This window comes from Candidatus Protochlamydia sp. W-9, assembly GCF_001950615.1.
In the GTDB taxonomy this organism is placed as follows: domain Bacteria; phylum Chlamydiota; class Chlamydiia; order Chlamydiales; family Parachlamydiaceae; genus Protochlamydia; species Protochlamydia amoebophila.
This window is the reverse complement of sequence record NZ_BCPZ01000157.1, coordinates 26612-52436: the sequence shown is the minus strand read 5'-3', so window position 1 is coordinate 52436 and position 25825 is coordinate 26612. Positions and strand designations below refer to the sequence as shown.

The following is a 25825-nucleotide window of genomic DNA, read 5'->3' as shown; positions in this document are numbered from 1 at the left end:
TGTTAGTCCTAAGTATGTTATGCTTGGTGCCGAACTTGAACAGTGGTTCATTATGTCCAACCCTTAATAATATAACTTTAATTTTTTCGTATAATTTTATATCCCTTTCATAGCGATATCTAATACAAATAAAGTTTTTCTCTGCTGTTAAAATAATTTTCACAAATCTTATTTCATCGTATTTCTTTTAAAATTCCAAAAAAGTTTGTTATTTTATAAGGAGGTTTTTATATCAATTAATTGCTTTATTGTTAAACTGGTTATGATTCTTTCAAGCTTTCAGCCAGTTTAGCACCATGAGGAGTAATTGAAATATCAGTTATATTTTTCTTTTTAATAAAATTGGCTTGAGCAAGTAAATTGCAAATCGTATCCACAGCAGTTTTTTGAAGACCTGCTAATTTTCCAATCTGATAACGATCTATAGGATCTTCTATTTCTTCTTGTTTTAAAGCTTCTTCATAAAGACGCATCATAAACATTTCATCTTTTGTTCTTGCGCGATTGGACATTTTTATTTCCTTATTGTTTTTTTAATCTGGTACCTTGAGGAGTGTCTTCAATCAAATAGCCTCTTTGATGAATGAAATCACGTAATTCATCGGAAAGTGCCCAGTTCTTCTCTTGTCTCGCCTGTTGCCTTTTAGCAAAAGCTTCTTGTAAATCTTCTGGAATATTTTCTTCCCTTTTATCAAATGTCAATACGCCTAAAATAGTATCAAATTTTTTCATAAGATTTATCACTGTCTCGGCTTCTTTTTGACTGACCTGATTGACATCACATAAACAATTGATTTCACGCACAAAATCAAAAATAGCAGCTAAAGCGGAAGAAATATTCAAGTCATCTGCGAGAGCTTCGGCAAATCGTATTAAAGCATCATTGACAAGTAAGTCAACCTGGCCGTCTGATTGAAGTGTTTGAATATTATAAATTCTTTGAATAAAGTCATTAAGGCGTTGCAATGAACTTTTGACTGACTCAACACCTTGAAATGTAAAATTTAATTGCGTCTTATAATGTGTTTGAAGAAGTAAATAGCGGACTTGAATGCCTGTAAAACCTTTATTTAACAAATCCCGCAATGTATAAAAATTTCCTAAACTCTTGGACATCTTTTTTTGATCAACGACAAGATGTTCTGCATGCATCCATAAATTTACAAATTTTTTACCGGAGCAGGCTTCCGATTGAGCAATTTCATTTTCATGGTGAGGAAACATATTGTCTATTCCTCCCACATGAATATCTATCGTTTCTCCAAGTAGGTGCATGGCCATTGCTGAACATTCTAAATGCCAACCCGGGCGACCTAAACCAAATGGACTCTCCCAATAAATTTGGCCATCACGCTCAGGATCATAACTTTTCCACAACACAAAGTCTGCGACATGTTCTTTTTCGTATTCATCAGCAGCCACTCGTTCAGAGGCTCCTGCTTGTAAGTCTTCTAAATGCAAGTGAGATAAACAACCATAGCGAGGAAATTGGTTAATGGCATAATAAATGCTCCCATCCCCTCCTTTATAAGCGACTTTTTTATCTAAAAGAACTTTAATCATCTCAATCATAGCTGGAATATAATCAGTAGCAGCTGGATAATACTCTGCTGATTGAATATTTAAAGTTTTTAAATCTTCAAAAAAAGCATCCTTATAAGGCTTCGTATACGCATCAAGAGTAATACCTTTAGCAATAGCTCCTCGAATTGTTTTGTCATCCACATCGGTAAGATTCATAACCTGTGTAATAGAAAACCCAAAAAATTGAATTGTTCTTCTTAATAAATCTTCAAAAATGTAAGTTCGAAAATTTCCAATGTGTGCATAGTGATAGACAGTTGGTCCACATGTGTAAAGTTGTATATGGTTGTCTTTTATTGGTTTAAGCTCTTGCTTTTGACGCTCAGCCGTATTATAAAGCTTGAGGGGAATATTTTTTAGGGCATGTTCATTCATAAAGGTATCCTATCGATCAGTAATGTCTTTATAGCTTAAGTTGCGAATTTATCTAGTTGTAAAACCAATCTCTATTCAACAGCATTTTCTAAAATTTACTTTTATTTTTTAACCAAGTCAAATTTCAAAAGGAATTGTTAGAGGATAATTTCCAGCTGAATCTCATTTATATCAGAGATGGCAAATAACCTTTGCGCACGTAGACTATTTAGCATGTGTTTCTAAATTTTTTTTTAATTCCCGATAATTAATTTTCCCTGTTCCCATCAAAGGAATTTCGGGTAATTGAATTACTTTAAAAACTTTAACTAAGTTACTAAATCCTGCTTCTCGCAAAGCTTTATTAGCTTCATCGACAGAAACTTCAAAACTGGTAAAAACAAATATTTTGGCTTTTTCTCCCGCCTCTTCTTCCGGGATGACAGCTAAAATGGGTCTTCCTTCCTCTACATTTTTAACTTTCTCTCCAATTGTATGGTTTAAAGCTTCTTCGATTGCTGTTAAACTAACCATTTCCCCACCAATTTTAATGAATCTTTTTAAACGTCCACATATGATTAAATTTCCTTCTGAATCAAGGTAGCCTAAATCTCCTGTTGAATACCAAGCCTGCTGATTAACTGTAATAAATGGGGAAGAGATCCCTTTATTAAGATAGCCCGAGAAAATATTGGGTCCTTTTGCTAATACAAGGCCTTGTTCTCCTTGAGGTAAAGGTTGATGTTGATCAAGGCTAACAACACAAAGAGAGACTTGTTTCATAGGCTTTCCAACACCATAAGCTGGATTTCCCGTGGTATTAGCAGTTAAGATAGGAGAGCATTCTGTAATTCCATAACCTTCAATTAAACGACAATGATCAAGCTGTCCAACCATTTGAAATAATTCTTTTGGGGCTTTTTCTGCTCCAGTTATACATATGCGAAGAGTTTTAAGTTGGTCAGGATTCGCATTTTTAAAAATTCCCCTCAAAAACGTCGGTGCCCCGCAAAGAATTGTAACAGCCCATTTTTCAATAGCTTTCGCAAGCCCTCTCCCATCAGTAGGATCAGCATAATAAGCAACTCTTAATCCACCTAGTAAAGGTAATAAACCACTTGCTGTGAATCCATAAGCATGAAATGGAGGTAACATCCCTAATAACACATCATCTTGAAAAATTTCGACAGATTCAATAGCATCTCTTTGATTATTTAAAATATTCCCATGCGTTAAGGGCACTCCTTTAGGCAAACTTTCAGTCCCGCTAGTGAATAACAAAACGGCTTCCGAATCTTTTGTTAACCTCTGAATATCAAATACCGATAAAAGTGTTTTTGTTTTCAGTTTTGAACGAATAAATGCTTTTAATTTGTCTTTCCAAGAAAACTCTCGACGGGCGTCTTCTAGGGTAATAATGAGTTCTTCTATCTCTGTTAAATCAACATTATCCAAACGATCCAAAAATGCCCAAGAAGAAATCACAACCTGAATATTTGATAAAGATCGAACAGACTCCAAATGACGGGCTCCTGCTGTCCAATTGATTAAAAGAGGAACCTTTCCAGCTAACTGGCAAGCTAAGATCGTAAAATAAGTCACAACACTTGAAGGAAGTAAAATTCCGATATATTCTCCAGGAAGCTTCTTAATGTAATCAGCTAATAATAACACGCGTAGTTTAGCCTGTGCATAGGTCACAACTCCAGAGCGCAAGTCTCCACATGCAACAGTATGCCCCATTCTTGCACAATTATTTAAAAAAACTTCAGGAATTGTTTCTCCCTCAGGAAATGTCGCACGTTTATGAGGAAACGATGAAGCGAACCATCGAGTTAAATCATTTTCTTCCTCTTCCACCTCTTCTTCAAAAGTAATTTGCTTAGAGGCAAGGGCCATCACTTTACCAACAGTTGTTAATTCGCTGACAGGCACTCCAGTTAAATCAAAATCATTATCAAGAAAAGCAATAAGTTCAGCGACATCGAGTGAATCTAACCCTAAATCACTACTTAAATTCATCTCAGGTTTAATGAGAGAAGGATCCATATTTGTTATTTCTGATAACTTTTGTTTCACTTTAATTTGAATGTCTGTAGGGATAGCTGCTAAATCAATTTGTGCATTAGTTTTATTCTCAATATGAATTGTGGGCAGTTCTTCTCTCCACATGCTATACGAAACCAGATAAAGAGCTTCTCCCTCCTCTTTGTCCTGTTTTAGTCGACTTGGCTGATTATACCAATTTTCTAAATAGCGGTTGAGTTCTAAGCGTGAAGCTTGGTAGGGAAAATCAGCTGGGGCAGGCATAAATTCAATGATCACTTCTCGTCGCGGAGTAAAGAAAATTAAATTTTTAAAAGCAATTTTGACTCCCTCAAAAATTGTTTTGAACATAGGAGGAGATTTCCCAGTTAAGGCTCTCGAAAAGCTACTCCCCCATAATCCAGTTGTTCGGACAAGCACAATATTCGCTTCGGGAACAGCTTGAATAATACGATGAACACCTGATGCCGCAATAATTTCTTTGGCTTGGTTTTTAACTTTACCTGCCGGGTAGATAAGAAAATTTTCTTTTTTTCTTAAATCTTTAATGACTGTTTCTATGACTTGATCAACTTTTTTTTTCTTCAAGCTGTTGCTTGAAGAAACAAAATTTGGAATAGGTATAGCTCGCATGAATTTCATAAAGCCATGCACGATAGGAGTATAATACATATACTCAACGATCAGGGGACGAATGAGGTATTTTTTCCAAATAGCTAAAGTAACCAATGTGGGATCAACAAAAACAGTGGGGTGGTTCGGTAAAAAAAGAACACCACCTGGTTTATTCAAAACTTTAGGGTTTACGTTTTCAATTCCTTTAATCGTAACTCTATAACGAAACCATAGAGTAAATCGCATAAAATAAAGTAATACTAAGCCTAGTAGATGTCTCACTGGAATTCTCCTCATTTATCTATTGCACTTACAAGTAAATTTAAAAATTCGTTGCTATGTCTTCAACATTTGAATCTAAATATTAACCAATTTAGCTCAAATCCTATTTTTTTGAATTCTCTTATATCTAGCAATCAATTGATAAGTTAGATTTTGTGTAGCAAATGATAGCATTTACTAGAAATAAAATCATAAATTCAAAGAGTTCTTCATCAAAACAAGCCGGATTTTATATAAACGAGGCTAAAAAAAATTAAAATGTGTGTTGAAAAAACTAATGAATGCATTTCAGATACCTAGTAATTGATTGAATGAATCATTCAAACATTCTACTTAATCAAAGTTGAGAAGTTTTAAAACGGAATGGCAAAGCTTTTTTCCTTCAGGAAAAGAAATTTTTTCACACGCCTCAGAAAGCAAAATCCACTGACTCGAACGAATTTCTGACCATTGAATAACAACTTCTCCCTCTACTAAAGCAGCAAAATAAGCAACAGTTTTATCAATGCGTTGTTTATTAAAGGTAAAAATATAATGTTCCAAAAAAACTTCTTCGGATAAATAGCTTGTGATTTTCAAACCTGTTTCTTCGAACAATTCTCTTTCAGCGGCTTGTTTTGGGGACTCATTGGCATCTGCATGCCCTTTAGGGAAAGACCAATGCCCCGCTTGCTGCTGAATGAGCAATACGTACCATTTATCTTCTTTTCTTTGAATGGGAATAATTCCGTAAGAATAATCTTTTTTTAAGGGCATTTTAGCGTCTAGGGTTCATAAGGAGCAAAAATAACAGAAGCATTATGACCTCCGAAGCCAAATGAATTAGAAATCGCACGTTTCACGATAAATCGTTGCGCCTCGGATGAAACATCAAATTCTAAATTAGGTTCTGGGTTTTCTAAATTAATGGTTGGATGAATTTGATGTTCAAGAATCGCTTTAATTGTCGCAATTGCTTCCACCCCACCTGCAGCGCCTAACAAGTGACCTATCATTGATTTTGTTGCGTTCATTTTGATCAAAGAAGGGTTTTTAAAAATTTTTTTTAGGGCATTAACCTCAGCCATATCTCCCGCAGGAGTAGAGGTGGCGTGAGCATTAATATAATTAATCTCTTCGGGTTGGATGCCTGCATCTTGTAAAGCTCTGCGAATACATAAAGCAACACCCTCTCCGTCTGAACGTGGCTCTGTCATATGATAAGCATCACACGACAATCCACCTCCTAGATACTCAGCCAAAATAGGTGCTTCTCGAGCTAAGGCGTGATCTAAACTTTCCATCACAAGAACGCCAGCCCCTTCACCAAGGACGAAACCATCTCTTCCCTGATCCCAAGGGCGAGAAGCTTTAGCTGGATTTTCGTTTCGTTGAGAAAGGGCTTTACATGCACAAAAACCTGCTAATCCCATCGGCATCACAGCCGCTTCTACACCCCCACACAGCATCAAATCAGCCTCTCCATTTCTGATGTGTTGAGCAGCAGAAATAATCGAATTATTTGCGGTAGCACAAGCTGTTGAAATAGAATAGTTAGGGCCCATAAAACCAATATCTATTCCCAACAATGCCCCACACATATTTGTCAAAATAAAAGGAACAAAAAAAGGAGATACTTTTCGAGGACCTTTTTCAACTAATGTTTGCACTCCATCAGCAAACATTGTCATTCCTCCCATTCCAGAACCAATCAAAATACCGCACCGTTCTTTTTGAAGACGTTTTAAGTTTTCTTCATTTAAATTAGCTGATTCTAGTGATTTTTTTCCTGCTACCATCGTATAAGCAATCGATTTATCCACTCGACGAGCCTGTTTTTTGTCTAAATACTCACCAGCTTCAAAATTGGGGATAATTCCAGCAAATCGCGTTGGATAATCTTCACATGGGAATTCTGTGATAGGTTGAATACCACTTTGACCGGCTAAAAGATTTTGATAAAAAGCATCAACATCGTTTCCAAAACATGAAACAATACCCATTCCTGTAATGACAATTCGTTTTTTGCTCATTTTCCTCAATCCTTTTAGATTGGTTTAAAAAGGTTAACTACTACTTTTCTCACAAACGGCAATCGTTTTCTTTTATGGATGCATAAACATGTTAAGCTCTTTTAAACTCTGGTCGTGACGTATCAATAGAAACATCTACAATTTTTCCCCCTTTCCATAATTCTTCAAGAGCATATTTTTCTCGCAGATCTGGAACAAACAAATGAATCACAAAGTCAGTATAATCTAAAACGATCCAATCACCTTCTCTTTCTCCTTCTATGTGATAAGGATGATGCTGGTGTTTAGCTAATTGATCAACAATTGTTTGACTAATCGCTCTGACGTGACGATCAACAGTTCCTTCAGCAATGATGAAATAATCGGTCATAGTACAGATGCCTTTGACATCTAAAACTAAAATATTGAAACCTTTTTTATCATAGATAGCTTGAGCAACTTCAGTTAATGTTTTTAAGTAAAAATCTTTCATTGTATTTTAACGATTAAATGTTAATAGGCTAGAAAAAATGATATTTTAACACAGTTCTAAAGATAAATACCACTTATTTAACCAAAACGCTTGGGGTATTTGCTTGGAAATTATTCAGCTCAGTTGCAAATCTTTTTAAATTTTTTGCAAAAGTATTTAATTTAATAGTTTCAAACATGACAAAAAATATAAAAAATAATTAGTTTACAAGCCTAAGATCTTGCTGATCAAATGATTTAGTCAAAACTCCATAAATTTCTGACAAATCAATAGCAACCTCATTTGATTAATCATTTTTATTAAATCATAAATAATAATTCTCGATATTTTGGAAAGGGCCACAAAGCATCATCACAGATCACCTCAAGCTCATCTACAATTGCTCGAAATTGTTCCATTTTAATAATAATTTTTTCACCAAAAACTCTAGCTTTTTCTTGAACTGTTAATAAAGTAATTTGCTCTTTAAGCATTTCGATCTCTTTGCAACACTTTATACTTTCTTCAATCTTATCATTAATCTCTTTAATCCAAGCATTTTGTTCTATTGAATGAAATTGATGAGAAGAAAGGGTTTGTTTACATCTGAGATAACTCGTTGCGATTGCTGTTTGGTAATTAAAAACAGCAGGAAGAATTTGTGTTTTAAACATATCGAGCATTAAATTAATTTCAATAGTCATATTCAAGGTATACGTTTCTAACAAAGCCTTTTGACGACCTGCAAGCTCTTGAAAAGTTAAAATCTGATCAAATAAATGGATGGTTTTAGGGTGAGTCAATGTTAAAAAAGCTTCAGAAGAGCACTTAAAATTAGGTAACCCCCTTTTTTGAGCTTCTTTAATCCAATCCTCATGGTAATTATCGCCAGTAAAACGAATCGCTTTTGCAATTTTTAAATATTTTTGTAACACAGGAAAAATAGCTTTTGATATCGCTTCGGTATTTCCTTTTGTTTGATCAGTATGAAATTCAATTTCATCTAAAATAAGGTGAAGACTTTCTGCCACAGCTAAATTAAGAACCGTCACTGGAAATGCGGGATTAGAAGAAGATCCAACAGCTCGAAATTCAAACTTATTTCCTGTAAAAGCAAATGGAGATGTTCGATTACGGTCTGTATTGTCTTTAGAAAGGTCTGGCAAAATAGCTCCTAAATCATAGCAATTTTTTGCAGAAATAAGTGTAGAATTTCCTTTTTCCTCAATCTCATTTAAAAGAGTTTCTAACTCTTCTCCTAAATAAATAGACATAATAGCTGGAGGCGCTTCATGACCTCCTAATCGATAATCATTTGAAGCGGATCCAATCGCAGCTCTTAATAAAGTCGAATGTTGATAAACACCATACAGAATGGCTGTCATTAATATGAGGAAATGAAGATTATTATGAGGGGTATCTGTCAAACTAACAAATTAACACCTTTATCTGTTGACAAAGACCAATTAGAGTGCTTACCCGAACCATTAATTGCCATAAAAGGCTTCTCATGTAAAAGACAAGTTAATCCTTGCTTTTGCGCTACTTGCCTCATCAGTTCCATTAATAAAATATTATGATCAATGGCAACAGTTGATTTTTCAAATATAGGTGCTACTTCATGTTGAGCCGGAGCAACCTCATTATGCCTTGTTTTAACAGGAATTCCTAATTCAATAGCGGTATCTTCAAAGGCACGCATATAAGTTAAAATACGATTTTTAACAGGGCCAAAATAATGATCTTGTAGCTCTTGACTTTTCGGCGATGGAGCTCCAAATACAGTTTTACCAAGTAAAATGAGATCCGGCCTTAAATTGCATAGTTTTCGGTCTATCATAAAGTATTCTTGTTCTAGCCCAAGCGTTGAATACACATACTCTGCCTCAAGTCCAGTTAATTGAAGCAGCCTCAAAGCCGCTTGATCAATTTTTCTTTCTGATCGTAAAAGAGGAATTTTTGAATCTAACACATTTCCTGTCCAAGAGAAAAAAACAGAGGGGATGCAAAGAGTTACCCCATCCCCCGCTTTCCAAAGGAAAATAGGAGAAGTTGGATCCCATCCTGTATAACCTCTTGCTTCATAAGTACTCCTTAATCCTCCGGAAGGAAATGAAGAAGCATCTGGCTCCCCTTGTATGAGTTGTTTACCATTAAATTTTTCTATAACACCATCCGCAGAATTCCATTCAATAAATGCATCATGTTTTTCAGCACTTGCCCCTGTTAAAGGTTGAAACCAATGACAGAAGTGTGTCGCTCCATGACTCATTGCCCATTCTTTCACAACAATAGCAATGCTATCTGCATATTCTGCTTTAATTTTCTCGCGCCCGTTAATGGCATTTGATAAGTTTTTGTAAATTTCTTCAGAAAGCATTTTTTGCATAACTGTTCTAGAAAATACATATTTCCCAAAATTTTGAGAATTCGCAGCTTTTTTTCTTTTTGGAGGTTCGCTTATCTCACTCATTTCTTTCAAAATTTGCTTTCTCACCGTTAACCTTTATCACTAATCTAAGGGAAACATTTTCTCAATAATTTGGATGGAGACGATTCTTGTTTTCAACGCAGGTTATTTGCTCAAAGTAATAAGAAAGAAGAAAAATTGATAGATAAATCCATATTCAAATGATAAAAATGTTAAGTAGATTTTAGAATATTTAACAAATTTTTGGTGGAAAGGGTAAAATGGTCTAAACTAGTTACATGAATGGACTATAAAATTTCCCAACCTCTTTCCTGACAGATTTTTCTTAAATAATTATCAGGGACAACCCCTACAGCTTTTCCTGATAATTCTAGAATAGGTAAATCTAAATAGCTATCAGAATAAGCTGTAATAGCAGTATAGTCAATTTGCATTTGATTAATTAAAGATACAACATAATTAGCTTTATTTAATCCATCTAAAATAGAAGAAAGGTATTCTAATTTCCCTTCCTGATCGGGAGCATAAACACTTGCCCGCCAATTTTTAACATCTAATTTTTCAGCAATCGGCTGTACCAAAAAATCAGGAGAAGCAGATAAAATAAGTGTGTAATCCCCTCTTTGTTTGGCTTCTTGCAGTCTTTGCAAAGCTGGCTCATAAAAAAGTTTGATCAATTCTAAATCTAAAAAATTTTTAACGTGTTTTTGAAGCTCTTTTAAGTAAAGACCTTTAAACAATTTCTGAAAAATTTTCTCGTGAAGTTTTTGCATCGACATTCCTAAGAATTTATGCCGAGCATAGTAAAACAGGCAATGTGAAAGAGTAAAAAAAGAAATGAATTTTTGCTGATAAAGATACGTACCAAATCGATAACTACTATTGACAGTAAGCAGTGTGTGATCTAAGTCAAATACACAAAGTTTCATCTTTTTTGGTCTTTATCAATTGTTAATTTTAATAATTGATGTTTAATGAATAGATTTTACACAATATTCATGACTCCAGCTTACACAGAAATTTATGATCGTTTAATTTTAGATTGTAGTTCAACAATTTTCTTTTCGATTTCTATAATTCCTTGGGTAGCTCTTTCTAAACGTTCCTTTTCTTCATTGATTTGAGAAGTAAACAACATTGCTTTTTCAAAATCGAGATTAGAAGATCCGGAAGCTTTACGTAAAATTTCAAGTTGTTTTTTTATTTCTTGCCGGCGCTCTTTTCTCTGCCTAAGAACATCTTGTAGCTGCTTTAATGCATAACGATCATCATCTGAAATGGCCAACATAGCTTTTTCATTTTTTTCAGTAATGATATCTCGAAGTGGTCTCAAAATACGTTCAATATCTATTTTCTCATTTTTCGTCAATGAAGACTCTTGCAATTGTGCTAACAATTGGTCTCTATCAGAAGTTAATTTCATTAGTTCATACGATTCTGCTTGACTAACTAAATTATCGGCCAATTCTTTAAAAGTATTGAATTTTTCTTTTTTCTGGCGATTACGCTCCTGTTCTTGCTGATAGCGCAAATCTTCTTCATGCTTTGCTTTATCGTGAACGATTTTGCGAATATGACTCAATTCTTCTTTTAATTCTTTTAGCTCATCACGACCAAGCTCTGTTCGCCGCATAAATGTGATAATTTCTTCTAATTTTTTTTGAGCCTCAACTGTTGAACCTGTTTGTTCAACGAATGCTTTACAAAGTTGAAGTTGCTCTTTTATTAAATTTGCATTTTGCTTGAATAAAACTTTTTGATGAGCCCGTTCTTTTTTACGTTCTTTTTCTTCAATTTTTATTTTATCCCAACATTCACTCAATCGAGTACGTGTTTGCGTGAATGAATTTGTGTTCAAGGTTAATTGTTTAGCTAACCCCTGCAATGCTTTAATTTCTTCTCTTAAAGCATAAAGTGAATCGTGAGAAGATTCTTGATCGAAATGAGCTTGTATAAAGTAGTTAACATCTTCTACAAATAATTGGCTGATTTGTTTAATAAGTTCTTTCCGTTTAGGGAACACCAGGTCTCCCGCTGCAGAAAGGCGTTGAAAGAATTTATTTTTATGGCGCACTCGCATTTCTGTCTTAAGTAATTCTTTACGTAAAGCATTAATGCGAGAAGCTTGGACATTGAGGACATTCAATTGTTTTTGAAAATTAAGATAAATTTGCAGTTTCGATTGAAGAGTTTGTGGAATGATCAGGTTGTCTGGTACAGTTGATTTAGCAACATTTTCATCAAACTGCTGAATGTCATTTTCTAAAGCTTGAATAGCTATTTCAATTTGCTCAACAGCAAAAGCGCTTTGCTCATCTAAAATTTCTTTCAATTGACGAGCTTCTTTAGAAAGTTCACTATAGCGATTCCAAAGCTGCCCTCTAAGAGCAGGTGAAATATTTTCTTTAAATAAAGGAAGGCAAAGACGCCTAGCTTCCCAAAAATTGCGAAAATGGGGAGTCCCCCCTTGAGCTAATGTACTTTCCATAAAATCAATTGCAGATTGAAGCTTCAAATCTTGGCTAACTTGCTCCTCAAAATTTTTTCGAAAAGCCGCTAATTGAGGATCTTCAGATTCATCCATTTTTTCTGTTTTACGAGAAAATTCTTCTGACGGTTCTGGAATTTCCTCTTCTCGTTCCATGCTTGATTCCTCAACTAATTGTTGTAAGTTTTCATTCAAAGAGTCTGTTTGAATTTGTGATAAGATGTTTTTTTCTTTCGATTGTTTTTGTAAACTCATGTTTCAGACTCATTCATGAAGATATTTTTAAGATTTTGTGTGATAAGCAAGGCTGGATATTTAACTGATAATGCGTGCATTTGCGTTTATCTTAGCTATAATTTGAGTTGTTTCGATAAAACTTTAAAATTCGATTTAATCAGTTAATCATATTGCCGTATAATTAAGCTTTGCGTTTTCTTCTCCTTAACAATACGGCAGGAGGTGCAGAAGATAACTCAAAACTTAGATTGATAGTCTTGCAATGCTTTTTACCAAATTCATTGATTCCACATTAGCAGCACTAAATTTTCAGTGAAATAATAGTGTATTGGTATTTTAAAAGTAAATCAAATTCAGTAAGCTAATACAATACATGGTTAACAAAAGAGAAAGGATTTTTTCAACTTAAATGATTTAAAAATTTCAGCTTCAAACTTTAAATGATTGATAAGAGTTATTGAATCAGAGATACCAATTCATACAAATGAAAACAAAAATTAGATTACCTTTTTGCCTTTAAAATAAATTAAAGCAGTTCATAGTCTTTCATGATCATATCAAAAACAACTTCTGGATCATGCATATCGACATCCAACCAACGAAACAATGGTTCTTTTCGAAACCATGTAAATTGACGTTTAGCATAATGCCTTGTCGCTTGCTTGAAAGATCGAATAAATTCTTGGTATTGTGATGCTGTTTGCTCAGTCTTTAGAAAATTAAGCGCTTGTCTATAACCAATTGCCTGTGAAGCTGATGAGTTACCTCGAATACCTAAAGAATCTAGGCGTCGCACTTCATCCATAAACCCTTCCTCAAGCATCTTATCACAACGTTTATCAATACGTTCATATAATTTTTCTTTTGGTCGATGAAGAAACCAACATCTAAAATCATAGTTTTGGGGTTTCCTTCTACCTTTCCAAGATAACTTGCTAACCTTTTTGTTGGTTAGCATCATAATTTCTAAAGCTCTCACAATTTTTTGTTTATCATTCTTCGTAATTGTTTTAGCATATTGAGGATCTAATTGAGAAAGCCTTTCATAAAGTATTTCTGATCCCAATCGCTCAATTTCATCTTCAAACGATTTTCTTACCTCAGGAACAGAAGGAGGGCCACTGGGGGGACCATATAAAAGAGCGTGTAAATAAAAGCCCGATCCTCCAGCAATAATCGGAACATTTCCTTGGTCTAAAATTTTTTGACAAGCCTGTCTAGCTTCATAATAAAAATCTACGACATTAAAACTTTCTTGAATATCTCTAATATCTATTAGATGATGGGGAACAAAAAGTCGTTCTTCTTTAGTTGCCTTAGCAGTTCCAATATCCATCCCTCGATAAACTTGCATCGAATCAGCTGAGATGATTTCTCCATCCATAGTTTGAGCTAAATTCAATGCTAAAGCTGATTTTCCACAACATGTAGGTCCTGCAATAACTATTATTCTTTTCTTATTTTTTTGAAAATTAGAAGGGAATTTTTTCTGAACTTGTAATGCAAAATTTAAAACAATACGTTTGATTTCATCAGTTTCACAAGAAAAGTTGCCAATCACATCATCCATCCAACGATTAGTCTGTTTTGAAACTTCGACAGCAATTCAGTATCGAATAAAATTGTAATTAAATTTTTATTTAACAAATGAAAATTTAAATTGAAATTTCGAGGCATATCAATTCCAAAAAAATTGTAGAGCTGTTGAATCAAAATTTTTTTAAAGCCTCTTCTTCACTTTGAACTAATTCAAGAACATGATCAAATCCAGACATTTTTAATACGTCCATGACATTGACAGTCACTAAACAAAGAACTAATTTACCTGATAAAGTTTTTAATTTTTTGGTAATGGAAAGAAGCATACGCATGCCGGCACTACTTAAATAATCAATACCTGAAAAATCTAACAAAAGGTTATGCTGGCCATTATTAATATAATCAAAAACTTTACGTTCTGCACTAGGAGAAGAAATAGCGTCTAACCGACCTTGCATTCTTAAGATAAGCACATCACCTTTTACTTCTTCTTTGACGCTTACGAGTCCTTCAATATTGCTCATAAACTCCTCGAATTTCGCTTTTAGTTTTAGACACGCTTAAATGATTGCTTAAAAACCAAGTTATTAATTCACTTGCCTATATCTTTAAATTAACGTGTTTTAAGTGAAATTGCAACAAAATTATAAGTATTTATATGTCAGTTTTTTCTTACCATAGGTTCATTAATTTACAAGGATGTAAAGAACATAATTTAAAAAATTTGTCTGTTCAATTACCTAAGCATGCCATTACTGTGATCACAGGAGTAAGCGGATCTGGAAAATCTTCTTTAGCATTCGATACTTTATTTGCCGAAGGACAACGTCGCTATCTAGAATACCTTTCCCCTCAAGCGCGCACCTGGATCAAACAAATGCCTAAGCCTGATGTTGATTTGATCGAAGGGTTGTCTCCTACCTTAGCGATTGGACAGCATAGACAACCCCTTTATTTTTATGGGACTGTGGCAACCTATACAGATCTTTACGATTTTTTATCGCTCTTATATGCAAAAGTTGGGGATCAATATAGCCCAGCCACCGGCAAAAAATTGTCCCGTTTCACGCGTCAAGAAATGATTGATTGGATTTTAAAAAATTATTCCGTGGGCTCTCGCTTACAATTAATAGCTCCTATCAAATTGATCAAAGAAAACGGACACCAAGCCATTACACGTCTGCAACAAATGGGCTTTATACGGATGCGAATCAATGAACAAGAATGGTGCGGAGAAAACCCTTTTCCAATCAACAAAGCCATTTCAAATTTAGAAGTTGTGGTAGATCGTTTAGAAATTAGAGAAGGCATACGTGATCGTTTGGCCCCATCTGTGGAAACTGCTTTAGATTTGAGTCAAGGTATTTTAAAAATCCAAGAAGGAAAGGAAGGCAATACTCATTATCTAACAGAGATTTATGTATGTCCAGAAACAGGATTTTCTTTTGCACCTTTAGAAGCTGGGGACTTTAATTTTAATTCTCCAAAAGGAGCTTGCACAGCTTGCAATGGACTGGGTGGGCGAGAACAAGTCAATCCTTCCCAAGTTATTTTTGGTAAAAACGAACCTTTATTAGATCAAATTCAGGTGATTTTAGATCATCTTCCTAAAAAGGCCGCTTACTCTTTCAAGTCTCTTTTAAAAGCTTTATGGAAAATTTTAAATCTTTCGGAAGAAAATTTTATCAAAGACATTTCGCAGATGATTTTAAATAAAATTTTATTTGGTCATTCCCAAGAAATCGTTTTTAACGTTCAGATAAATGAAGAATTAGAACAATTAAAAGCGAAATGGAAAGGCCTTATTCCTATTTTAAACGAAGCTTTGGAAATGAAAAAAAACAAAGGGTCTTTAAGCGAACTTTCTTTTATTGATTGGCAAACCTGTTCATCTTGTTTAGGAGGAAGACTTAAACCAGAAAGTCTAGCTTGTTTTATCCAGGAAAAAAACATCTATCAACTTTGCTCATTAACCGTAGCTGAGTGTTTAATAAAAATTAAAGCATGGTTATTTACCGGAAAACAAGAGGCCATTGCTAAAGAAATTCTTCCTCATATTCAATCTCGATTAGAATTTCTCGACCAAGTAGGATTGGGATACTTAACATTAACTAGAGAAGGGAAAACACTCAGTGATGGAGAAGCTCATCGAATTCAATTAGCATCTCAAATTGGAGCCAAATTATCCGGAATTATTTACATACTAGATGAACCCTCATTAGGGCTGCATCGACAAGATATCCAACATTTGCATAAAGTCATTCATGAACTAAAAGCCTTGGGTAATACCGTTGTAATTGTTGAACATGAAAAAAGCTTAATTCGACAAGCTGATTATATTTTGGAACTCGGTCCAGGGGCAGGAAGCTTAGGAGGGCAAATTTGTTTTCAAGGAACTATTACAGACCTTCTTAATGACTCAAACAGTCTAACCGGAAAATGGCTCAGTGGTAAACTTTCATTACCTATCCCTCCAAGAAGAAAAATTCAACAAGATTGGTTAGAAATTCGTGGAGCGACTCTAAATAATTTAAATGATTTCTCTGCAAAAATTCCATTAGGCTGCTTTGTAGGTTTTTGTGGAGTGTCCGGATCGGGAAAATCTACCCTTGTTTTAGATATCATTGGACAACAGCTAAAAAATTTTCTAGTAAGAGGAATAATCCCTCATTTCTTAAATAAATATCAAACAATCAAACGTTTAATCAGTCATGAAAAACAAACAGATCGCTTGTCGGCACGCTCTATTCCAGCTACCTATATAGGTATAATGACTCCACTCAGACAACTTTTTGCCGAAACTCGTCTTGCTAAAGCAAGAGGCTATACAGCTTCTCGTTTTAGTTTAAATAAGCGAGGTGGAAGATGTGAAGCTTGTGAAGGATTGGGTTATATTGAAGTGAATATGCATCTTATGCCAGATTTTTTTATGCCTTGTGATATTTGCCAAGGGTTACGCTATAACTATGAAACATTACAGATTACATGGGAAAATAAAAATATTGCTGATATTCTACGTCTGTCCGCTTTAGAATCTTTTGAGTTGTTTAAACATATTCCCTCTCTAGCACCCACCTTAGAACTGATGACAGAGCTTGGTTTAGATTATTTACAGTTGGGACAACCCTTCAATACTTTATCCGGAGGAGAAATTCAGCGATTGAAATTGATTGCTGATTTAGCAGGCAAAACACAAGAAAAAACATTATATATTTTGGATGAACCTTCGTCCGGCCTTCATTTACAAGACATTGAAAAACTCGTTAAAATTCTTCATAAACTAGTAGAAAAAGGACATACAGTTTTTGTGATTGAACATCATTTAGACATCCTTTACCAAGCAGACTGGCTCATTGAATTAGGTCCAGAAGGAGGACCAAAAGGAGGAAGGCTCATTTTTGAGGGCCCTTCAACTAAGATGATCAAAGCCCATACACCAACTAGAAAAGTTTTCTCTCAGTTTAATCAATGATAAATAACCTCCTATAATCTCTCAAATATTTTAAAATTCTTTAGTTTATTACAATAATTTCTTCTGTTTTTTTGTTTAAATAACTCATAGGATTTTTTTGTAACCAATCGATATATTTTTTATTTCTCCTTCACTTTTAAAAAAAGTAATTTCGGCTACCTCATATTTACAGTTTTTATTCAATGATTTCTCTAACCTTGTCGTAACTTTTTAGACGCGTTTTAAATACAATTTTACTTTCTTAAACCGTTTCTAATTATTGCCCACACATCACGTAAACAGATTCAATTCAAGAAATTATCTGTGCACAAGCCACATAACATTTTGGCACCAGATAACGGAAAATTCGTCGAGCCTCATGCTTAGCTTCTACTTGTCCAATGAACTTCCATCAATTCTTTTTATAAAATTGAAAGTAAATTCGTAAAAAAAATTTTTTGTCTCGATTTTTTATTTTTCATCTTGGGAATAAAAAGCAAGATGAGGAATTCGTAAATCGATAATTGTCATCCCATTATTTGTTCTACTTTTAACATTTAAAACTTTATCTAACGAAAAAAAATTCACAATATTTTGCTTATAATGCTCTGGATTCAATCTCAAAAGGGTTTCTGCCGAGATATGTCGAGATAAAAAGTCTTTTCGATCTTCCAATTTAACAACTATTTGGCGCTGTCCATAGCTGTCAGCATAAGCCTCAGCCACGTCTATTTGTTTGATTGCAATCTCCCTGGTTGCCACTTCTTTAAATATTTTTAATACATTTCGAGCTAACTGTAAACGATCTAAATTTTGCAAAGCTAATCCCCATTTCCCTTCATGCTCACTTAATCCTAAATAAAAGGTAGGGATAGATTTGGGAGTAAAAAAAGGACGAAAAGGAAATAAAATGCCATCTTCATCAATTGCCGTATTAGAATAATCTCCAACGTAAGCAATAGGGCTTCTCATTTCATATTGAATATATAAAGTACCAGGGCGTATTTTTTTAATAGAAACTTTTTTAATTAAAGGGCTTTTTAAAAGTTTTTTTTCTCCTTCAAAACTATCAAACTGGTAAAGATTTGCAGGCTGATCTAAAGATAATTCTAAAAGTTCTGCTAAATATCCCGTTTTCAAACTTTCTTGGTGAGGAGTCTCTTGAACAATAGCGACAATTTGATACTGTCCGCCGTGCAATCTTTTTTCCTTGGCCGACTGATAATACAACCATCCCATCAATGCCGATCCTGAAATTAGTAAAGAAGAAAGTAAAATCCATAAACAGGCTCGTTTAAAAGGAATTTCTGGGTTAGGGTAAGATTTAGAAACCATAGATTTTCTGATTAAAAGAGGTTATTTTCAAGCGTAACAAAGTTAAAAGCGCTTTCCATTTTCAAGCAAGCTTAGTGTTTCGCTAGCCACTTTTGTGACATCTCCAGCCCCGAGAGTCACAATGACATCGAGAGGTTGAATAAATTCGCTAAGTTTATGTCCTAACGCCGTTCGAGGAACATATTTGACTGGAACAGTAGAGTTCTCAGAAATTTCCTGGATAATTTGTTGTTGAGATATTCCCTCAATAGGCATTTCTCCTGCCCCATAAACATCTGTTACAAACACTTCATCGGCATTGTTAAAAATTTTTCCATACATTCCTAAACAATCCTTTATACGAGAAAAGCGATGAGGTTGAAAAACAGCAATCAGCCTTTTCGATTTAATAGCTTTTCGAATTCCCTCTAAGGTGGTTTGAATTTCTGTTGGATGGTGTGCATAATCATCTAAAAAAATAGTGTTTTCAAACTCACCCTTATACTCACATCGCCTTAATACCCCACAAAATCTTTCAAATGTGTGCCTAATCGAAGCTTCAGAAATATTTAAAGACATTGCTAATCCAAATACTGCAGCACCGTTGAAAAGATTATGTCGGCCAATTAAATTTAATTTAATGGATGAATACTTTTTTCCATTCCCTTCTAAATCAAATTCAAGATTGAAATTTTTTTGAAAAATATTAGAAATTCTCCAATTGCAATGCTCTCCAAAGCCATAACTTTGCCCAATACCATTGAGAAATTTTAAACGAGTATCATCTCCACACCAAAAAAGGTGGTTTGGAGAAGAAATTTGGGAAGTAAACTGCTGAAAAGATTGTATTAATACATCTTCAGAATTTTCATAGGAGTTTAAATGATCGTTATCGATATTGGTAACAATAGCTCCGTAGGGAAAATACTTTAAGAAGCTTCGATCACTTTCGTCGGCCTCAAAAACAAATAAATCGCCTAAACCATGTTTTGCGTTACTTTGAAATTGAGGGATTACTCCACCAACGGCAAAAGAAGGATCGCAATTTGCTTCTAAAAGAGTTGTTGCTAAAAGAGAGGATGTTGTCGTTTTACCATGAGTTCCGGTAACAGCTAATGATTTTTTTTGTCTTGTTAAAAGGGCTAATAATTCAGCACGATGAAGTAAAGAACATTGCAAATTTTTTGCTGCAAGGTATTCAGGATTATCAGTTTTTATATCACTACTGTAAATCACAGTAGACCCTGAAGCAATATAAGAAGGAGAATGTCCTTTATAAATAGTCGCACCAGATTTAATTAATTCTTCAATAATGTAGTTAAAAGCAATATCACTACCTGACACCCTCAAATTTTGTTGAAGTAGAATTCGCGCAAGCCCGCTCATTCCTATTCCACCAATTCCAATGAAATGATAATGCCCTCTCATGGTTTTTTCCTTTTCTGTGGTGCTTTATGTAAACTTTTTAATCCGCTTGTGTCTAAAACAAGCTCACAAAGCGTTGTACGATCTGGCCTACATTTATAAGAATGGATAGCACTTTTCCTTTTTTCTAATGCTATAGGGTCAATTAACAGTTGAATAGATTTAAGAACAATTTCTGGTTTAGCTTTCTCCTCAACAATTTTTATTCCCCCCCTAACAATATCAACAAAAAAATCAGCATTTTTGTCTTGATGATGATCTGTTGCGTGAGGATAAGGAATTAAAATCCCTGGCACTTCAAATTCCATTGCTTCAGCAATTGTAGAAGCTCCTGAACGACCTATAAATACTTCTGCTGCACGCCATGCTAAATGCATATTTTTTTCAAATGCTTTGACAGAGGCTTTTACTTGGTAATTAGCATAAAAAATTTTAAGATCATCTGCTTCTTGTATACTTCCTGTAATATGAATGATTTGAATAGGTATATTCTTCCATGTATTGGCTAAACTTCTCATCAATCTGTTAATGGCTAAAGCTCCCTGAGATCCACCAAAAACTAAAAGTGTAGAGTTATTTTTACTTAATCCAAAATAAGATAATGCCTCTATTTTATCAATTTGATCAAGCTGATACCCTTCTCTTAAAGGCATTCCTACTTCTATTGTATTTCTTTTCAACAAAGTAGCTGTAAAAGGAAAATGAATACCTACTCGCCAAGCCATTGAAGCAAGCCATTTGTTAGCTTTTCCTGGAATACTATTTGCTTCATGCAAAACAATTGGAATACGGAGAATTTTTGCTGCAAGTAAGGGAGCCACTGTATAGTAACTTCCAAATCCAACAACAACATCTGGTTTAAATTTTCTAATAATTCGAATACTTTGCCAAACTCCTCTTAAAAGGTTAAAAACACCTTTTAATAATTTAAAAGGATTTTTAGAAAAAAGTGGACTTGCAGAAACTTCTTGAAAAGGGAAAATGGAGCGATCAAAATATTTATTTGTTGAAAGCCCACCCGCAACAAACAAAATAGAGGAAGAAAAGGTTTTTTTGATGAGTTCTTGTGCTAATCCTTGAGCAGGAAAAATATGCCCTCCCGTTCCACCAGCTGTGATCATAAACCGTTTAGACATATTTGAGACTCCTCTGTTGAGCAATATTTAATAACAGTCCGAGACCTGCGATATTAGCCATTAATGAAGTCCCACCTTGGCTAAAAAAAGGAAGATTTAATCCTGTACTTGGCAATAAACCAGACACAACTCCAAGATTCATAAAAGCTTGAAAACAAATTAAAAAAGTAATGGCCGTCGCAAAATAAAAACCTCTTCTGTCTGAAGAAATATGAGCAATATAAAATCCCACATAACCAATAATCATATAAAGAATCACTAAAGCTGTTACACCTATAAAGCCAAACTCTTCCGCGTAAATAGCCGCAATATAATCATTTTGTGCTTCGGGAAGATAACTTAATTTCTGCAAACTATTCCCAGGCCCTCTTCCTAACAATTGCCCAGAACCTGCAGCTATTTTTGCTTGATAAGGTTGATGGCCTTTACCTCTCAAATCTAGTTCCGGATGAAGATAAACTTTTAATCTTGCTGATACATAAGGAAGATGATAAGCGGAAATTGCACCAATAACCATAAAACACATCAGTGGAAGAGCCCAATATTTAAATCGAATTTTTGTCATCACACACATGACAATGACAACAAGGCCTATCACACCCGCCGTCCCATTATTAGGTTCTATTAAGATAAGGAAAATAGGGGTTCCTACTTGAGCGATCAATTTAAGAAAGTCTTTTAACTCTAGCGATTCCCCCTCTATATTTTCCATTCGATAGATAAAATAAGCCGGAACAATGTATTTAACAAATTCGGAAGGTTGAAAAAAAAATCCTGCAACACCAATCCATCTCCTTGATCCATTAACTTCTTTACCTAAACCTGGAATAAGTGTCAGAACAAGTAAAAAACAGAAAAAAACTAACAAATAGGGACTAAAACTAATGATCTTCTGATACCCCAAATGCCATACACAACCAGCTAAGATTAATCCTATCAAACAATAAAAAATTTGTTTTAATAAGGCCTGATGGGTACTTTTATTAAGCGCAAGATCTAAAACTTCTGCTGAAGTGGTATTAAAAATCATAACTAGCCCCATCGCGAAGATCGAAGCCACACAAAATAATAGTAACGACCGATAAAATGTCATGAATAACTACTTAACGCGAATGCGATCCCCAATCTTCAAATTTCTAGCCTTTTCTTCATCTAATTGATTTAGCCTTAAAATATCCTCATATTTCAGATTAAATTGTTTAGCAATTTTCCAAGGATTATCTCCGCTTTTAACAATATAATAAACAGCTTCGGATGAGTTTTGATTATTTTCTATTTGCTCTAAATCCTTTTTAGATATTTCACTTTTTGCTGCAATTACCCCTTGAACTTGATTCAAAGGAATTTTTAAAACTTGACCTATTGACAACTTTTCGTTGGGAAGGTTATTCGCTTTCTTAATCGCATTAATCGTTGTCCCATTAGCACGAGCAATCTTTTCTAATACATCTCCTTTTTTAACGGTTATTTCAACAAAATTACCTTTAAAATTAGGTGAAAATTCAGATATTGGCTCATCATCTTCAGAAGAAGTCGCCTGAACAACGATAGATTCAGGATTATAAGAATCAGAAGGATCAATTTTTAATGAATAAGAAGGTTGAGAATAATACTTTAAAACATTATCAACTTCGTCCACAATAACTGGACCGGTCGCGACTAGATGATTAGCCGGATCAGTTAAAGGAATTTCTTTAGCCTCCGCTAAAGAAGAATTGAATTCGCTTTGCTCCAGCACTTTTTCAGTATCATAAATGATAGCTGTCGCAAATAAAATCGCTAACAAACCAGCATTGATAACGACAGCAATCAGTATCGTATCCTTTCTTGTCATTTTATTTATCCTCTCTAGTTTTTTTATTTCTCTTATTTATAGAAGTTTTACGAGCCTTTTAAACTCTTCTCCACGATGGATATAATCTTTAAACATATCAAAACTTGCACAACCGGGAGAGAGTAAAACAACGTCTCCTTCCTTAGCATCCTGATAAGCTTGCTTGACAGCGTCATCTAAATTTGCTTCAATTTGCACTTTAATATGCAGTGATAATTCTTTTTGAATTTTATTTGCCGCTTGCCCTATGGCATAAACTTTTTTTACATGACCTTTAAAAACATTTAACCAAGCCACATAAGAAGCCCCTTTATCCACTCCTCCAGCGATCAAAAATACAGGACGATTGATCGATTGTACAGCTCGCATAACCGCATCAATATTCGTTCCTTTGCTATCATCATAGAAATGAATCCCATTCTTTTCTAAAACAAACTCAACACGATGCGAGGGCTTTTGAAAAGTCTTTAGAGCCTGTAAAAATTGCTGAGGTTTAATTCCTCGTCGTGCGCAAATGGCATAAGCAGCTAAGAGATTTTCTAGATCATGATTTTCTTTCCCTTGCCATTCTAGCGGTAACTCAAATTGCTGCATTCCTTCTGAGAAGACCGAGCGTAAATCCGTATAAGTATGACAAGAAGGTAAATAACCATACGTCGAATGAGGAAAATTTAAAAGATGCTGGTATTCGACGGCAGCTTTATTCTCGACAAATAATTTTCCCGATTTTTTTAAACATTTTCCAATTTGAAATTTCGATTTTGCATAGTTTTCCATTGTCTCATAGCGCTCTAAATGATCAGGAGTGATATTCAAAACAACAGCTTCGTCCAAAACCTGTTGTTGAAAAGTGTCAAGCTGATAGGAGCTAAGCTCCAAAACGGCAATTTCTTGAAAATCTAGTGTTAAAATTTCTCTTGTTAAGGGAGCCCCTACATTACCTAAAGCTTTAGCTTTTAATCCATTTGCATTCAAAATATGTGTAATTAATAGAGTGACTGTTGTTTTGCCATTAGTTCCTGTCACACCAATAATCGAATGGCAAGACGCGCGGCATCCCAATTCAATTTCTCCAATTACCTCTTTTTTATGTTCGTACGCTTTTTTAATTAAAGGGTGATTCGAAGGAATTCCAGGAGAAACGACGATTAAATCAAATGTTTTTAAATCCATGGTTTCACAATCCGCCTGAATTATCAATCCCTTTGCTTTCAGTTCTAAAATTTCAGGTTGATTTTCCAATTGAAGATAATTTCGATCCACCCCTAAAACTTTTACTCCAGATGTTTGCAAGAAAGAAGCCGCGGCTCTTCCACTTACCCCTAATCCAATGATGAGCGCTTTTTTCCCAAAGTAATTTTCTATCGGCATCTGTTATCAATCCTTTATTGAAATTTTAAAGAGGCAATGCCAATGATAGCAAAGAGTAAACTCATGATCCAAAATCGAATTACAACTTTAGTTTCGGGCCATCCTTTATATTCGAAATGATGATGCAAAGGCGCGCAAAGGAAAATTCTTTTTTTATTTCTCAGTCGATAGCTAGCCACTTGAAGAATAACGGAAAGTGCTTCGGCAACAAAAATCCCTCCAACAATCCCTAAAAGAAACTCTCTGCGCAACAGCACTGCTGAGACGCCTAAAATTCCCCCTAATGTCAAAGAACCTGTATCTCCCATAAAGACTTGTGCAGGATAACTATTATACCATAAAAATCCTAAGCTTGCTCCGATTAAGGCGCAAAGATAAATGGCTATTTCTCCACTTCCTTCGATGTAAAGGATGTTGAGATAACGAGCAATATTCACATGATTAGAAACAAAAGCGATCAAGCAAAGAGATCCTGCCGCTGTAACTAAACAACCAGCCAACAATCCATCTAAGCCATCGGTCAAATTAGCGGCATTAGAAGAACCTGTGATCACAAAAAAAATGAAAAAAGCCATGAGAATAAGAGAAATACCTCCAAACGTAACAACAGGCTCTTTAAAAAAGGGAATGTAGAGTCTCGAAGCGTATTCTTTCAAACTAATGCTTTTAGTTTGAGAAGGCATCTCTTGTAAAGTTTCAGAATTTTTAACAACAATCTGCTCTTTAATTACGGGAGGTTGAAACCATGTCCACTTCTCAAACATTTCATTAACTGGACTCAATAAAAAATAAGAAGCGATTGCAGCGGATAAAACAAATTGAAAAAATAATTTTCCTCGTGCTGACATCCCTTTAGTATTTTTATATTTCAATTTGAGATAATCGTCTCTTCCTCCAATCAAACCTAAAAATACTGTTGTGACAAACAAAATGAGCGTGAAAATATGTGTTAAATCCATCCATAAAACTAATGAAATCAACATAGAAGAAAGAATAAGAATTCCTCCCATCGTGGGAGTGTTTTGTTTCTTCTCATGTAATTGTCCCAACAAGGGGCAATCTTCTTTTCGAATCGATTGACCGATTTTTAACTCATAAAGTTTACGGATAAAATAAGGCCCTAAAAAAATACTCAATAGAAGAGAAGTAATTGCGGCAAGAATCATTCTTGTAGAATAATAACTAAAGACGCTTGGAACTTTTAGAGTCCAAGCCCTTTCCAAGTAATCAATTACAAACAAAATCATAAATAAAG

At 34.6% G+C, this 25825-nt stretch carries 20 protein-coding genes; 1 reads left to right on the top strand and 19 read right to left on the bottom strand.

The features are described from left to right. Positions 1 to 260 precede the first annotated feature (260 nt). From BU804_RS04990 to BU804_RS04940, 12 genes are all read right to left on the bottom strand, one after another. On the bottom strand, positions 261 to 512 hold the full coding sequence (locus BU804_RS04990) for a hypothetical protein (RefSeq protein WP_075883226.1): 252 nt from the start codon (positions 510 to 512) through the stop codon (positions 261 to 263). 10 nt (positions 513 to 522) lie between these two features. Further along, positions 523 to 1959, bottom strand: coding sequence for a cysteine--tRNA ligase (gene cysS, locus BU804_RS04985; RefSeq protein WP_075883225.1), 1437 nt, complete (start codon positions 1957 to 1959; stop codon positions 523 to 525). A gap of 204 nt (positions 1960 to 2163) precedes the next feature. After that, the gene (locus BU804_RS04980; protein ID WP_075883224.1) at positions 2164 to 4881 is read right to left on the bottom strand and encodes an AMP-binding protein; all 2718 of its coding nucleotides are present in this window, start codon (positions 4879 to 4881) and stop codon (positions 2164 to 2166) included. Positions 4882 to 5214: 333 nt separating this feature from the next. After that, positions 5215 to 5637, bottom strand: coding sequence for a bis(5'-nucleosyl)-tetraphosphatase (locus BU804_RS04975; protein ID WP_075883223.1), 423 nt, complete (start codon positions 5635 to 5637; stop codon positions 5215 to 5217). A gap of 8 nt (positions 5638 to 5645) precedes the next feature. Beyond that, positions 5646 to 6893 (bottom strand): beta-ketoacyl-ACP synthase II, encoded by a 1248-nt coding sequence (fabF, locus tag BU804_RS04970; protein ID WP_075883222.1) that lies wholly within the window; start codon positions 6891 to 6893, stop codon positions 5646 to 5648. A gap of 91 nt (positions 6894 to 6984) precedes the next feature. After that, the gene (rsfS, locus tag BU804_RS04965; protein WP_011175789.1) at positions 6985 to 7365 is read right to left on the bottom strand and encodes a ribosome silencing factor; all 381 of its coding nucleotides are present in this window, start codon (positions 7363 to 7365) and stop codon (positions 6985 to 6987) included. Positions 7366 to 7664: 299 nt separating this feature from the next. Continuing rightward, positions 7665 to 8771, bottom strand: a complete 1107-nt coding sequence (locus BU804_RS14690; protein WP_226996140.1) for a hypothetical protein — start codon at positions 8769 to 8771, stop codon at positions 7665 to 7667. Beyond that, the gene (locus BU804_RS14685) at positions 8768 to 9841 is read right to left on the bottom strand and encodes a glutamine synthetase III (protein WP_226996139.1); all 1074 of its coding nucleotides are present in this window, start codon (positions 9839 to 9841) and stop codon (positions 8768 to 8770) included. The genes BU804_RS14690 and BU804_RS14685 overlap by 4 nt, the downstream gene beginning before the upstream one ends. A gap of 221 nt (positions 9842 to 10062) precedes the next feature. Then, a complete protein-coding gene (locus BU804_RS04955) occupies positions 10063 to 10704 on the bottom strand; it encodes an HAD family hydrolase (RefSeq protein ID WP_011175791.1) in 642 nt (213 codons plus the stop codon). 92 nt (positions 10705 to 10796) lie between these two features. Further along, complete coding sequence (locus BU804_RS04950; RefSeq protein WP_079988613.1) at positions 10797 to 12518, bottom strand: hypothetical protein; 1722 nt, start codon at positions 12516 to 12518, stop codon at positions 10797 to 10799. A 508-nt stretch (positions 12519 to 13026) separates the two neighbouring features. Continuing rightward, positions 13027 to 14061 (bottom strand): tRNA (adenosine(37)-N6)-dimethylallyltransferase MiaA, encoded by a 1035-nt coding sequence (miaA, locus tag BU804_RS04945; protein WP_039359474.1) that lies wholly within the window; start codon positions 14059 to 14061, stop codon positions 13027 to 13029. A gap of 148 nt (positions 14062 to 14209) precedes the next feature. Next, positions 14210 to 14563, bottom strand: coding sequence for an STAS domain-containing protein (locus tag BU804_RS04940; RefSeq protein ID WP_075883221.1), 354 nt, complete (start codon positions 14561 to 14563; stop codon positions 14210 to 14212). A gap of 134 nt (positions 14564 to 14697) precedes the next feature. Between BU804_RS04940 and uvrA the strand changes: the two genes are divergently transcribed. Further along, positions 14698 to 17511, top strand: a complete 2814-nt coding sequence (gene uvrA / locus BU804_RS04935) for an excinuclease ABC subunit UvrA (protein WP_075883220.1) — start codon at positions 14698 to 14700, stop codon at positions 17509 to 17511. 450 nt (positions 17512 to 17961) lie between these two features. Here the strand turns inward: uvrA and BU804_RS04930 are convergent, their stop codons facing one another. From BU804_RS04930 to mraY, 7 genes are read right to left on the bottom strand one after another with little or no spacing between them, the layout of a single operon-like run. Beyond that, positions 17962 to 18825: a cell division protein FtsQ/DivIB gene (locus BU804_RS04930; protein ID WP_075883219.1), complete on the bottom strand. Its 864-nt coding sequence runs from the start codon at positions 18823 to 18825 to the stop codon at positions 17962 to 17964. A gap of 42 nt (positions 18826 to 18867) precedes the next feature. Beyond that, complete coding sequence (gene murC / locus BU804_RS04925) at positions 18868 to 20232, bottom strand: UDP-N-acetylmuramate--L-alanine ligase (protein ID WP_075883218.1); 1365 nt, start codon at positions 20230 to 20232, stop codon at positions 18868 to 18870. Then, positions 20229 to 21365, bottom strand: a complete 1137-nt coding sequence (gene murG, locus BU804_RS04920) for an undecaprenyldiphospho-muramoylpentapeptide beta-N-acetylglucosaminyltransferase (protein WP_075883217.1) — start codon at positions 21363 to 21365, stop codon at positions 20229 to 20231. The genes murC and murG overlap by 4 nt, the downstream gene beginning before the upstream one ends. Next, on the bottom strand, positions 21358 to 22458 hold the full coding sequence (gene ftsW, locus BU804_RS04915) for a putative lipid II flippase FtsW (protein WP_075883216.1): 1101 nt from the start codon (positions 22456 to 22458) through the stop codon (positions 21358 to 21360). Before ftsW ends, murG begins: the two co-directional genes overlap by 8 nt. Positions 22459 to 22464: 6 nt before the next feature. Further along, the gene (locus BU804_RS04910; RefSeq protein WP_075883215.1) at positions 22465 to 23199 is read right to left on the bottom strand and encodes a LysM peptidoglycan-binding domain-containing protein; all 735 of its coding nucleotides are present in this window, start codon (positions 23197 to 23199) and stop codon (positions 22465 to 22467) included. A 36-nt stretch (positions 23200 to 23235) separates the two neighbouring features. Continuing rightward, positions 23236 to 24570, bottom strand: a complete 1335-nt coding sequence (gene murD / locus BU804_RS04905) for a UDP-N-acetylmuramoyl-L-alanine--D-glutamate ligase (RefSeq protein WP_075883214.1) — start codon at positions 24568 to 24570, stop codon at positions 23236 to 23238. A gap of 14 nt (positions 24571 to 24584) precedes the next feature. Next, complete coding sequence (gene mraY, locus BU804_RS04900) at positions 24585 to 25817, bottom strand: phospho-N-acetylmuramoyl-pentapeptide-transferase (RefSeq protein ID WP_075883213.1); 1233 nt, start codon at positions 25815 to 25817, stop codon at positions 24585 to 24587. Between the last annotated feature and the right edge of the window lie 8 nt (positions 25818 to 25825).